At 65.9% G+C, this 12672-nt stretch carries 10 protein-coding genes and 1 riboswitch; of the genes, 7 read left to right on the top strand and 3 right to left on the bottom strand.

Annotated features, from left to right (window positions below):
* Positions 1-26 precede the first annotated feature (26 nt).
* The gene (locus tag A5686_RS09195) at positions 27-701 is read right to left on the bottom strand and encodes an isoprenylcysteine carboxylmethyltransferase family protein (RefSeq protein ID WP_067933302.1); all 675 of its coding nucleotides are present in this window, start codon (positions 699-701) and stop codon (positions 27-29) included.
* Positions 702-1013: 312 nt separating this feature from the next.
* Here A5686_RS09195 and A5686_RS09190 point away from each other — a divergent pair, with 312 nt between their 5' ends.
* From A5686_RS09190 to A5686_RS09160, 7 genes are all read left to right on the top strand, one after another.
* The gene (locus A5686_RS09190; RefSeq protein ID WP_082947546.1) at positions 1014-2588 is read left to right on the top strand and encodes an MFS transporter; all 1575 of its coding nucleotides are present in this window, start codon (positions 1014-1016) and stop codon (positions 2586-2588) included.
* A gap of 116 nt (positions 2589-2704) precedes the next feature.
* Entirely contained in the window at positions 2705-4426 is a 1722-nt protein-coding gene (locus tag A5686_RS09185; protein WP_067933298.1) for an AMP-binding protein, read from the top strand.
* Between the two features lie 63 nt (positions 4427-4489).
* Complete coding sequence (locus tag A5686_RS09180) at positions 4490-5056, top strand: carboxymuconolactone decarboxylase family protein (RefSeq protein ID WP_067933291.1); 567 nt, start codon at positions 4490-4492, stop codon at positions 5054-5056.
* A 46-nt stretch (positions 5057-5102) separates the two neighbouring features.
* On the top strand, positions 5103-6227 hold the full coding sequence (locus A5686_RS09175; RefSeq protein ID WP_067933290.1) for a nitronate monooxygenase family protein: 1125 nt from the start codon (positions 5103-5105) through the stop codon (positions 6225-6227).
* A 180-nt stretch (positions 6228-6407) separates the two neighbouring features.
* A riboswitch (M-box (ykoK) riboswitch) is annotated at positions 6408-6593 on the top strand.
* A gap of 288 nt (positions 6594-6881) precedes the next feature.
* Positions 6882-7127 (top strand): Rv1535 family protein, encoded by a 246-nt coding sequence (locus tag A5686_RS09170; protein ID WP_067933288.1) that lies wholly within the window; start codon positions 6882-6884, stop codon positions 7125-7127.
* A 260-nt stretch (positions 7128-7387) separates the two neighbouring features.
* Positions 7388-10543 carry an isoleucine--tRNA ligase gene (gene ileS / locus A5686_RS09165; protein WP_067933286.1) on the top strand — a complete coding sequence of 1052 codons (3156 nt, stop codon included), beginning with the start codon at positions 7388-7390 and terminating at the stop codon, positions 10541-10543.
* A gap of 97 nt (positions 10544-10640) precedes the next feature.
* Positions 10641-11501: a DUF559 domain-containing protein gene (locus A5686_RS09160; protein ID WP_067933284.1), complete on the top strand. Its 861-nt coding sequence runs from the start codon at positions 10641-10643 to the stop codon at positions 11499-11501.
* Between the two features lie 49 nt (positions 11502-11550).
* Here A5686_RS09160 and A5686_RS09155 read toward each other — a convergent pair whose 3' ends face one another.
* Both A5686_RS09155 and A5686_RS09150 read right to left on the bottom strand, forming a co-directional pair.
* Positions 11551-12087, bottom strand: coding sequence for a hypothetical protein (locus A5686_RS09155; RefSeq protein WP_197520525.1), 537 nt, complete (start codon positions 12085-12087; stop codon positions 11551-11553).
* Positions 12087-12650: a class I SAM-dependent methyltransferase gene (locus A5686_RS09150; protein WP_369829690.1), complete on the bottom strand. Its 564-nt coding sequence runs from the start codon at positions 12648-12650 to the stop codon at positions 12087-12089. Before A5686_RS09150 ends, A5686_RS09155 begins: the two co-directional genes overlap by 1 nt.
* Positions 12651-12672: the final 22 nt, after the last annotated feature.

The following is a 12672-nucleotide window of genomic DNA, read 5'->3' as shown; positions in this document are numbered from 1 at the left end:
CGGCCCAATCTGGCCCCGGACGGCGGCTACCACATGAGTGGCACTACGCGATAGCGAACTTTCTGCCTGTACTCGCGGTATCCATCCAACTGTTCCTCGAGAAGTCTTTCCTCGTCGCGGATTCGCACGGCGAGCACGATCAGGTGCGGTATGACGAAGATGAGGCCCCAGTAGGAACCGAGCGCGAGGGGGACGCCGACCATCATGATCACATTGCCGGTGTACATCGGATGGCGCACGAGCCCATACAGACCAGTCGAGGTGAGCTTCTGGCCTTCTTCCACTCGCACGGTCGCGGCCGCATAGCTGTTTTGAATCACCACCAACATCACCACGCCAAGTCCGGCGGCGACCAGCACATCACCGACCAAGCAGACCGCCGTGGGTACCGCCGACCACCCAAAGCGATGGTCGAGGGCGCTGACCACAAGCGTCGCCGTCAGCGACATCCATATGCCACCCATCACGAACTTCTGGACCGTTCGCGACTCCGCTGCTGGCCCCCCACGCATTCGCCGCTGCAGCGCAACGGGATTCGTTCGCAACACGTAGATGCTGGGAATCCATGCCGAAACGGCATACACCGCGAGAAACACCCACGCTTGCCAGTAATGCAGCGTGAATGCCGACAAAAAGAGGATCAAGCCAAACATGCCCGGCTCAATCAGGCCGAATACCAACATCTTAGGAATGGTCTTCAAAAATTTTCCCTACCCTCCGTCCGGTGCACCACGCTAACAGCGCGCACACCGCGGCGCCGAAAAGCCGCCGCTCCCAGCGCACCGCCGATTGTCAGCGGCCACAACAACAGCGCAGGGCTGACACTACAGTCGGCTATCCAAAGGTTGTGCGCGATTGGGCAAAGGGTGAGTGGCCGGGCCAAGCCGCAAAGCCGTCTCGTCCGGCTTCGCGATTGGCCCGCCAGTTGCCTGGCCTCACCAGCAAAGGCGTTGAGCGCGGCGATTTACCGAACGGTGTCTGCGCGTTGCGCGTTTGCTGTACCCTAGCCCGCTATGGCGGGGGGTTCCCATCGGCCCAGAGCCGGCACGATCTCGCTAGACGACATAACTCGCAGGATCAGCGGCCTCGACGCCGCCCATAGTTGCCACGCTATTGCGCAGGAAGCGTATCCGCCGGCCGGACTGTCTCGGGGACGATTCATCGCCGCGATCATCGCGCTCGGCAGCGCGGAGCTGATGGCGTCGATAGAGCTCACGATCGGGATTGTGGCGCTGCCCAGGATCCAGAATGAGCTGAACCTGTCGAGCGCTGGGCGAAATTGGGTAGTGTTCGCCACCCTGTTGGCCTGCAACGGATTGATATTGGTGGGCGGTCGTCTCGGTGACACGATCGGCCGCAAACGCGCCTTCGTCATCGGCACGGTGCTCTCCACCGTCGCGTCGGTGATGTCCGCGATCGCCTGGGATGAAGGCAGCCTCGTTGTGGCGCGGATGCTCAAAGGCGTATCTATCGCGATCCTCGCGCCGACGTGTTTGGCCCTGGTAGCGACGACATTCCCGAAGGGCCGCCTACGCAATGGCGCGATGGCGGTATTCACCGCGATGGGGAGCGTCGGCTCGGTGCTGGGCCTGGTAGTGGGCGGAATAATCACCGAAGTGTCTTGGCGGCTGGCGGTTTTCGTGACCGCTCCGATCGGGCTGCTGGCGCTCTACCTGGCCCACATTGCGCTTCGGGAAACCCAGAAGGAGCGGATGAAGCTCGACGCCACCGGGGCTGTGCTGGCCACGTTGGGCGTCACCGCGGTGGTCCTCGGCTTCTCGATGCAGTCGGGTGAGGGAGTGCTGTCGGGCTCCACCATCGGGGCAGGTGTGGTGGCTCTGGCGGCTTTCACCGCATTCGTCGTGGTCGAGCGCAGGGCGGAGAACCCGGTCCTGCCATTCAGCTTGTTCGCCGACCGCAATCGGCTGGCGACGTTCGCTGCCTTGTTTTTGACCGGTGGGGTGATCATGTCGCTGATGCTCGTGGTCACCGTGTACGTGCAGGACATCATGGGCTACAGCACGCTTCAATCCGGCCTGGCCTTCATCCCGTTCGTCGTGGCGGCGGCCGTCGGGCTGGGTGCGGCCTCGCGGCTGGTGGCGTCGTTCCCGCCGCGGCTGGTGGTGATCGCCGGGAGCATCTTGATGTTCGGCAGCGCGGTGTACGCGTCGAAGCTGCACCGCGGCGTCCCATACTTTCCCGACCTGGCGCTGCCGATCGTCGTCGCCGGTGTGGGCGTCGCCCTGATCGTCGTGCCGCTTTCGCTATCGGTGATAGCCAGCGTAGGCGCCGACCGCATCGGGCCCACCTCGGCGATCGCTGTGGTGTTGCAGGGCCTGGGCGGTCCGGTGGTGCTGTCCGTGATCCAGGCCGCCATCACCTCCCACACGCTGTCCCTGGGCGGCGTCAGCGGCCCGGCGAAGTCCATGACCGCCGCCCAGCTGTATGCGCTCGACCGTGGCTATACCTATGGCTTGCTGTGGCTTGCCGGGGTGGTCGTCCTGCTGGCCGCGGTGGCGCTGCTCATCGGTTACAACGCGCAGGAGGTGGCGCGCGCGCAAGAAGCGAAAATGGCCGCTGAGCTCTAGCTGCCGCTGCGCATCGCCTATGCCTGCGAACCCGAGCGGGTGGCGGGTGAGCCACAGCTAACCCAATCTGCCCTATTCGAACATCCAGCGGCGAGGGCCCCGGTAATCTCAGGCACGTGTTTGAGACGTCCATTCCGGATGTGCTGCGTGAGCGTGCAAGTTTGCAGCCCAACGACCCAGCGTTCACGTTCATCGATTACGAGCAGGATTGGGCCGGAGTCCCCGAAACCCTGACCTGGTCGCAGCTGTATCGCAGAACTTCGAATGTCGCACACGAACTCAGCCGCAGCGCATCCAGCGGTGACCGGGCGGTGATCTTGGCACCCCAGGGGCTCGACTACATCGCCGCATTTATCGGCGCATTACAGGCCGGGCTCATCGCTGTGCCGCTTTCGGCTCCCACGGGCGGCGTCCACGACGAACGGGTCGACTCGGTCCTGCAGGACACGTCGCCGTCGGTCATCCTCACCACGTCCTCCGTCGTCGGCAATGTCGGCGAGTATGTCCAGTCGCGCAACGGTGATTCCCGTCCGTCGGTCATCGAGATCGACGCCCTGGACCTGGACTCGCACGCAGCCTCGGACGGCGGCAGCGCTCGGTCCGATACCGCCTACCTGCAATACACGTCCGGATCGACGCGCCGGCCCGCCGGCGTCATGATCTCGTATGAAAACGTGCTGGCCAACTTCCAACAGTGGGTGCAGGCCTACTTCGCCGATACCGGCATGGACATGACCGTCGTGTCGTGGCTGCCGTTCTATCACGACATGGGCCTGATGGCCGGAATCTGCAAGCCGATCCTCGGCGGGGTGCACGCCGTTCTCATGAGCCCGGTGGCTTTCCTCCAACGCCCCGCACGCTGGATGCAACTGATGGCAACCCATAGGCGCGCCGCCACGGCAGGACCGAACTTTGCCTACGAACTGGCGGTACGAAAAACCACGGACGACGACATGGCCGGGCTTGATCTCGGCGACGTTCTGGCGTTCATCAGTGGCAGCGAACGCATCCATGCGGCGACGGTGCGGCGTTTCACCGAGCGGTTCGCCGAGTTCAATCTGGACCACAGGGCCATTCGTCCCTCGTATGGGCTGGCCGAGGCAACCGTGTACGTGGCGACCAGCGCGTCGGGTCAGCCCCCACGGATCGCTCGCTTTGACTCCGATGCGTTGTCCGCCGGCCGTGCGGAGCGTTGTGCCAGCGCCGGCACCCCGCTGGTCGGCTATGAGCTGCCGCAGTCGCCGACGGTGCGGATCGTCGATCCCGAGACCAGCACCGAGTGCTCGGACGGAACGACCGGGGAGATCTGGGTGCACGGCGACAACGTCGCGACTGGTTACTGGGGCAAACCCGATGAAACGCAGAAAACGTTCCGCGCGAAACTTGTCAGTCCATCGGTGGGCACCCCCGAGGGGCCGTGGCTGCGGACCGGTGATCTGGGTTTCATTTCGGATGGCGAGATGTTCGTCATGGGCCGCATCAAGGATCTTTTGATCGTCTACGGGCGCAACCACTCTCCCGACGACATCGAGGCGACCATCCAGGAGATCACGCGGGGCCGCTGCGTGGCGATCGCGGTCCCCGACAAGGAGACCGAAAAGCTCGTCGCGATAATCGAGTTCAAGAAGAACGGCGATAGCGCAGAGGTCGCGGCGGAAAAGCTGTTGGCCGTCAAACGCGAAGTCGCCTCGGCGATCTCCAATTCACATGGTTTGGGTGTGGCCGACCTCGTTGTGGTAGCTCCCGGTTCGATCCCCATCACCACCAGCGGCAAGGTCAGGCGAGCGGCCTGCGTCGAGCAGTACCGGCAGAATCAGTTCGCCCGCTTAGACGCTTAGGCATCGGCCCAGCGTCTGGGAGCGTCGGCGGCGTTTGCGCCGAACGCGTGGGATGCTCAGACCATGACCACAGCCCGTGTCCCGGGACTGCCGCCCGGTGAGGCCAAAGCCGCCGCCGACGAAGCTGCCGTGCCCAACTACATGGCCGAACTCCATATCTTCCAAGTGCTTCTCAACCATCCGCCGCTGGCGCGCGCGATCAACGATCTGCTCGCCACCATGCTGTGGCACGGTGCGCTCGACCCGCGGTTGCGCGAGTTGGTGATCATGCGAATCGGCTGGCTCACCGCGTGCGACTACGAATGGACACAGCACTGGCGGGTCGCGTCGGGGCTGGGCGTGGCCCCCGCCGACCTGCTCGGGGTCCGCGACTGGCAAACCCACGCCGGGTTCGGTCCCACCGAGCGCGCTGTGCTGGCCGCGACCGACGACGTGGTGCGCGACGGTGCGGTGAGCGCCGAGAGCTGGGCGGCCTGCGAGCGTGAATTGGAGGGCGACACAACGGTTCTCATCGAGCTCGTCACCGCCATCGGCGCGTGGCGAATGGTTGCGTCGATTTTGGATAGCCTCCGGGTCCCGCTCGAAGAGGGCGTGTCCAGTTGGCCGCCGGACGGTCGACAGCCCGCGTAGGCGCAATCGATTGACAGATCAATCCGTAGCTCCTTAGCGTCGGGCAATGAGAACCAGGGTCGCCGAGATGCTCGGAGTGGAATTCCCGATCTGTGCCTTCAGCCACTGCCGCGACGTGGTGGCGGCTGTGACCAACGCCGGCGGCTTCGGGGTCCTGGGCGCGACCGCGCACAGTCCCCGACGGCTGCAGAGCGAGCTGACCTGGATCGAGGAACAGACCGGGGGCAAACCCTATGGGGTCGACCTACTGCTGCCGCCCAAATACGTCGGTGCCGAGCAGGGCGGCATCGACACCACAAAGGCCCGCACCCTGCTGCCCGACGAGCATCGCGCGTTCGTCGAGGACCTCCTGGCCCGCTACGGCGTCACGGCGACCGCCGAGGAGCCGCGCGGCTCCTTGGGCGGTCTGAGCGTCTCGCCCAAGGCGTACGAGCCGCTGCTCGACGTGGCCTTCTCCCACAACATCCGGCTGATCGCCAGCGCGCTCGGGCCGCCCCCGGCGGACCTCGTCCGTCGGGCGCACGACCAGAACGTGGTGGTGGCCGCGCTGGCCGGTACCACCCGGCACGCGCAACGCCACGCCGCCGCCGGCGTCGACCTGATCGTCGCGCAGGGCACCGAGGCGGGCGGTCATACCGGCGAGGTGGCAACCATGGTTTTGGTGCCCGAGGTCGTCGATGCCGTGGCGCCGGTGCCCGTCCTCGCCGCCGGCGGCATCGCCCGCGGCCGCCAGATCGCCGCGGCGTTGGCTCTGGGCGCCGAGGGCGTGTGGTGCGGCTCGGTGTGGCTGACCACCGAAGAGGCCGAGACGGTGCCCGTGGTCAAGGAGAAGTTCCTGGCCGCCACCTCGTCGGACACTGTGCGGTCGCGCTCGATGACGGGCAAGCCGGCGCGGATGCTGCGCACGGCCTGGACCGACGAGTGGGAGCGGCCGGAAAACCCGGATCCGCTGGGCATGCCGTTGCAGACCGCGCTGATCACCGAGCCGCAGGTGCGCATCAACCAAGCCGCCGCCCATCAGGGCGCCAAGGCGCGTGAGCTGGCTACCTACTTTGTCGGACAGGTGGTGGGCTCGCTGGATCGGGTCCGCCCGACGCGCTCTGTCGTGCTCGACATGGTCGACGAGTTCATCGACACCATCGGCCGCCTCGACGGCCTGGTCGAGACGTGATGCCCCGCGGACCAGCCGCGCCGCACTGACGTTTCCCTGCCCACTGGTACGGCAAACGCCCAGGTCAACCCGGTGGGCCTGGCCGAATGCTGTGGGCACCCCTGGCGAATGCGTACAGATCTTCCGACACGCTATCGGGGGATTTGACCGCGTCATACCCGTCGTGCATTATCGGTCCGGTAAGCACCTCGTTAGGTGAGGCGTCTACACGAATACAGGCCACTGACCCCGAACGTCGAAAGACGCCCCGGGTCAGGACAGCTCCTCCCGGCTTAAGGGTTGAGCCCAGGTGGCTTCCGGCTCGGATTGTGTTTCTGGGCCAGGACACGTCGTGTGGTGCCGAAGCTCTGACGAGAGGGGTGCGGATCTCCGACGGTCGTCGGATTCTGTTCCTCTGCTGCGCATAGATTGCATGCGACCCGCGCATGCGTCGTGACCGCGAGGAGGTGAGGGACACATGAGTTCTAGCGATAGTCCGGACCGAAGTCCGAACGGTGTCTCGTCCCGATCCGGTCTCCGGCGCGACCTTCTCGGTTGAGTCGTTCGCAACGCTGAGTCGTTCTCGGCCAAGCGTTTTGAGATCGGAACCGCCACGGGACGGGACACATACGTCTGTCCAATGAGTCCCCGTCGGATCTCCCTCTAGGAGCGAAAATGACCGCAGCTTTCTACGACGAAGTAACGACCGTAGCGCCCGCCCGCATGCTGACCGTGGTGCGCGACACCGATACGTTTCCGGCTCCCGCTCCGGTGGCCAAGGACCGCCGCCGTGGCGACACCCCCCGATTCGGCGCCGGTGGCGACCCGCTGGTGGACGGCGCGGCTCGCCTGCTGAGCGTTCCGCTGCGTCACGTGTACGCCGCGCTGTGGCGAGCTGGTGTCCTCGAAGTGCGGGCCTGACGGCCCAACCGTGAGAGGCGTCGAGAAACGTATTTGCGGGTCTTCGTAGAATCGTCTTACTGGCGTCGATCCGGCCATCACCGGGGAGCCTTCGGAAGAACAGCCGTCGGCGGCTCAGTAGAACCGAACGGGTAGGCCCGTCACAGCCGCGATCGAGTGGCCACGCGAGAGCGCGGCAAGCGGGGTGGTACCGCGGCGCTCGCGCAGCCAGCGCGTCGTCGTCCCCGGTTTGCACCGTGGCACAGGAGACAACGCGCACAGTGACCGATACATCCGGCCCCGAAGCCGACCTAAAGGCTCAGCTCGCGGATTCCGTCCAGGCGTACCCGAAGCCAGGGGCGCCCGACTTCCCGGCGCTCGAGCTCCAGGTGCTGGACTATTGGGCTCGCGACGACACCTTCCGCGCCAGCATCGCGCGTCGTGACAGCGCACCGGAATACGTGTTCTACGACGGGCCGCCGTTCGCCAACGGGCTGCCGCACTACGGGCACCTGCTCACCGGCTACGTCAAGGACATCGTCCCGCGCTACCGCACCATGCGCGGCTACAAGGTGGAGCGCCGCTTCGGCTGGGACACCCACGGCCTGCCGGCCGAACTCGAGGTCGAGCGCCAACTGGGCATCACCGACAAATCGCAGATCGACGACATGGGCATCGCCGCGTTCAACGAGGCTTGCCGCGCCTCGGTGCTGCGCTACACCGACGAGTGGCAGGCCTACGTCACCCGCCAGGCGCGCTGGGTCGACTTCGACAATGACTACAAGACGCTGGATTTGCCCTACATGGAGTCGGTGATCTGGGCGTTCAAACAGCTGTGGGACAAGGGGCTGGTCTACGAGGGCTACCGGGTGCTGCCGTACTGCTGGCGCGACGAAACGCCGTTGTCCAACCACGAATTGCGGATGGACGACGACGTGTACCAGAGCCGGCAGGACCCCGCCCTTACGGTGGGGTTCAAGGTGGTCGGCGGACCGTTGGACGGGGCCCACCTGCTGGTGTGGACGACGACACCGTGGACCCTGCCGTCCAACCTCGCCGTCGCCGTCAACCCCGACGTGACCTACGTCGAGGTAAAAGCCGACGGGCGTCGTTTCGTCCTCGCGCAACCGAGGCTGGCCGCTTACGCCCGGGAGTTGGGTGAAGAACCGGAGATCCTCGCCAGTTATCTCGGCGCGGACCTGCTCGGCACCCGCTACCTCCCGCCGTTCGCGTATTTCATGGATACGGCGAACGCATTTCAGGTGCTGCCCGGCGACTTCGTCACCACCGAGGACGGCACCGGCATCGTGCACATGGCGCCGGCCTACGGCGAGGACGACATGGCAACCACCGACAAGGCCGGCATCGCCCCGGTCACGCCGGTCGATTCCAAGGGCCGGTTTGACGCAGCGGTCCCGGATTACCAGGGACAGCACGTTTTCGACGCCAACCCGCACATCATCCGCGACCTGAAAAACGGTAGCGGTCCCGTCGCGGCCAACGGTGCGGTACTGCTTCGCCACGAAACCTACGAGCACCCCTACCCGCATTGCTGGCGCTGCCGCAATCCGCTGATCTATCGGGCGGTGTCGTCGTGGTTCGTCGCGGTCACCGAATTCCGGGACCGCATGGTCGAACTCAACCAGCAGATCACCTGGTACCCCGAGCATGTCAAGGACGGTCAGTTCGGCAAATGGCTGCAGGGCGCCCGCGACTGGTCGATCTCACGAAACCGCTACTGGGGCAGCCCGATTCCGGTATGGAAGTCCGACGACCCCGCATACCCGCGGATCGACGTCTACGGCAGCCTCGACGAACTCGAACGCGACTTCGGGGTGCGGCCCACCAACCTGCACCGGCCCTTCGTCGACGAGCTGACCCGGCCCAACCCCGACGATCCGACGGGTGCCAGCACGATGCGGCGCATCCCCGACGTGCTCGATGTCTGGTTCGACTCGGGGTCCATGCCGTACGCCCAGGTGCACTTCCCGTTCGAGAACGAGGAGTGGTTCGACGGTCATTACCCGGGCGACTTCATCGTCGAGTACATCGGGCAGACCCGCGGCTGGTTTTACACGCTGCACGTGCTGGCCACCGCGCTGTTCGACCGTCCCGCCTTCAAAACCTGCGTGGCACACGGCATTGTGCTGGGCTCTGATGGCCAGAAGATGAGCAAGTCGCTGCGCAACTATCCCGATGTCAGCGAGGTGTTCGACCGCGACGGATCCGACGCCATGCGCTGGTTCCTGATGGCCTCGCCGATTCTGCGCGGGGGCAATCTCATCGTCACCGAGCAGGGCATCCGCGAGGGCGTGCGCCAGGTGCTCCTGCCGTTCTGGAACGCCTATAGCTTCCTGGCCCTCTATGCGCCCAAAGTCGGTACCTGGCGCACCGATTCGACGCAGGTGCTGGACCGCTACATCCTGGCCAAGCTCGCCGAACTGCGCGACGACCTGACCCACGAGATGGACACCTGCGATATCTCGCGGGCCTGCGAGCAGCTGCGCCAGTTCACCGAGGCGCTGACGAACTGGTATGTGCGACGGTCGCGTTCGCGGTTTTGGGAGGAGGATGTCGACGCCATCGACACCCTGCACACGGTGCTGGAGGTGACCGCGCGGCTGGCCGCGCCGCTGCTTCCCTCGGTGACCGAGATCGTCTGGCGCGGCCTGACCGGGGGACGGTCGGTGCACCTGACCGATTGGCCGCACGCCGGCGAGCTGCCCGCCGACCCCGACCTGGTCGCTGCGATGGATCAGGTGCGCGAGGTCTGCTCGGCGGCGTCCTCGTTGCGGAAGGCCAAGAAGCTGCGGGTGCGGCTGCCGCTGCCGAAACTGACGGTGGCGGTGGATAATCCAGGGCGCCTCGAGCCGTTCGTCGACCTCATCGCCGACGAACTCAACGTCAAGAGCGTCGAGCTGACCGATGCGATCGACGCCTACGGGCGCTTCGAGCTCACCGTCAACGCTCGGGTGGCCGGGCCGCGGCTGGGCAAGGATGTGCAGGCGGCTATCAAGGCCGTCAAGGCGGGACAGGGCGTCGTCAATCCGGACGGCACCCTGACCGCCGGACCCGCGGTGCTGCAACCCGAGGAATACAGCTCACGGCTGGTCGCGGCCGACCCGGAATTCACCGCGGCACTACCCGACGGGGCGGGCTTGGTGGTGCTGGACGGTACGGTGACCCCCGAGCTCGAGGCCGAGGGCTGGGCCAAGGACCGGATCCGCGAGCTGCAGGAGCTGCGCAAATCGACGGGTCTGGATGTCTCCGACCGGATTTCGGTGGTGATGGCGGTGCCCGGGGAGCGCGCCGACTGGGCGCGCGCCCACCGCGACCTCATCGCGGGTGAAATCCTGGCCACCAGTTTCGAGTTCGGCGATCCGGTCGACGGTGCCGAGATCGGTGACGGCGTGCGGGTGAGCATCGCCAAGGCCTAACTACCCGCGAAACTGTATTCCACGACGTATTTCCCAAGTGGAGCTGTCGGCAGTTGCAGTCTCGTGACATGTCAGGGGCGTCTGGCACCCTGCTGTCGTGAGCGCAGAACCCTTCATCGGTACCGAGGCCGTCCGCGCAGGAGCGTATACGGAACGTGAGCTTCGTGGCTCGTGCACCCGCATCTACCGGAACGTGTACCAACTGCGCGGCAGGGAGCTGACTGCCCGGGATCGCGCGATCGCCGCGTGGCTATGGTCCGGGAAAGAAGCCGTCGTGGCAGGTTGCTCCGCAGCAGCGCTTCTCGGCGCTGAGTGGATCGATCCCCACACACCTGCTGAATTGGTATGTGACCGCACCCGTCCGCCGTCGTTGATCATCACCCGCAACGAAACTTTGACCGAGGGTGAGATTGTAGCGGTCAACGGCGTGCCGGTCACCTCGCCCGCCCGTACGGCGTTTGACCTTGGGCGGCGGCCAGGCTTGACGGTCGCGGTGATCCGGATCGATGCCCTGGCACGAGCCACCGGAGTTACCGCCAAAGACGTGTACCCACTGGTGCACTCCCGCCGTGGCGCCCGCGGCATGAAGCAGTTGCGGCGCGTGCTGCCCTTGATCGACGCGGGTGCCGAATCGCCGCAGGAGACGAGGACCAGGCTCGTCCTGATGCGCGGCGGCCTGCCCAGGCCGCAGACCCAAATCGAGGTGCGCAACGTCTGGGGCGCGGTGTTGGCGAGGATCGACATGGGCTGGAAGGAGTGGCTCGTCGGGGTGGAATACGACGGCGCGCAGCATTGGATGGATCCGCGCATTCGCGCCGACGATATCGATCGCACCGCCGAACTGGAGCGACGGGGATGGCGCTTGGTCCGGGTCAGCGCCGACCTACTACGCCATCGGCCCCAGGTCGTCGTGGACCGGACGCGACGTGCTTTGGCCGCCGCCGGCTGTCCAGTGTGACAGCGAGATTGCAACTGGCGACACGTTTCTCGAGAAGACCGGTCGCCACTTACAGTGTCGCGGAGGAATTCCGAGACCGCAGCGCCCGGTGGGCATGCGGCCAGAACGGCATGCCCGCCACCACCGTCGCCCCGGTGGCGATCAGCCCTACCGCCACATCGACGCTCTTACGACCATCCGATGCCCAGTAGACGTCCTTGAGGTCTAATAGCAGCGCCAGTTCGTCGACGATCATGGCGTTCGCGGCGCCATACGCCACCGCCGCTGCGGGATGCCGCCGTTGCTTCTCGCTTCCACGCAGCCCCACACCGGCCACCGTCGCCAGCATTCCGATGCCGATGTTGTAGTGGTGGAAGTGCGTGCCGCCCAAGGATATACCACCACCCGAGGGTCCATGGCCGGCGCGAATCCAGTGGGTGAGGCCGCGCAGGCCGGCGAAGGTGAGGGTGAACGACGCCCACGCCAGCACCGTCGTTTGCTCCCCGGGTTGCAGTCGCTCGTCCCATTGATGACGCAGCCGCGCCCGTCGCGTCGAGGGCGGCGAACCCCCGGGCGGGACGGCCGCGTCGCCGGGCTCGGCGCCCATCATTTGACCGCGCGCCAGCGCAGCCGACCTCCACGAACGTCCACCTCGACGCGATCAAACCCGGCCGCGCGCAATCGATCCGGCAGGGTATCCGGGGACACCGTGTTGCAGGTGTCACGGAAATGCAGGATCCGGAACCGCAGCGAGTTCACGCTGTCGCTGCCGGCGAACACGCCGCCGGGGCGAAGGACCCGGAACGCCTCGGCGAACAACCGGTCCTGCAGCTCGGCGGTCGGGACGTGATGCAGCATGGTGAACGACACCACCGAGCTGAACTCGTCGGCCGGCAAGCCGGTGGCGGTGGCGTCGCCGTTGATGATGCGCGCCCGGTCGCCGTAGCGGCGCTGCAGTCGTTCGGCCATCGGCGTGTCGATCTCCACCGAGGTAAGCCGTGGCGTCTTGTCGACCAAGACCCGCAGGATCGCGCCGTAACCGGGCCCGATCTCGAGCGTGTTGTCGCCCAGGTCCACATCGGCGAGCGCCCACGGGAGCAGATTCTTTTCGACAGCCTTCGCCCAGCGCTTCGAGCTGCAGATCCGGCGGTGCGCCAGGTTCATGGCCACGGCGAAAACGTTAGTCCAACTG

This window comes from Mycobacterium sp. E2479 (assembly GCF_001667925.1).
Classification (GTDB): domain Bacteria; phylum Actinomycetota; class Actinomycetes; order Mycobacteriales; family Mycobacteriaceae; genus Mycobacterium.
Note: the sequence above shows the minus strand (reverse complement) of the source record. Positions and strands in the feature narration are given on the sequence as shown.

Excerpts from the sequence above, each read along its gene's own strand:
- A5686_RS09190 (WP_082947546.1), top strand. The coding sequence starts at position 1,014 with ATGGCGGGGGGTTCCCATCGGCCCAGAGCCGGCACGATCTCGCTAGAC.
- A5686_RS09180 (WP_067933291.1), top strand. The coding sequence starts at position 4,490 with ATGACCACAGCCCGTGTCCCGGGACTGCCGCCCGGTGAGGCCAAAGCC.
- A5686_RS09175 (WP_067933290.1), top strand. The coding sequence starts at position 5,103 with ATGAGAACCAGGGTCGCCGAGATGCTCGGAGTGGAATTCCCGATCTGT.
- A5686_RS09170 (WP_067933288.1), top strand. The coding sequence starts at position 6,882 with ATGACCGCAGCTTTCTACGACGAAGTAACGACCGTAGCGCCCGCCCGC.
- A5686_RS09155 (WP_197520525.1), bottom strand. The coding sequence starts at position 12,087 with ATGGGCGCCGAGCCCGGCGACGCGGCCGTCCCGCCCGGGGGTTCGCCG.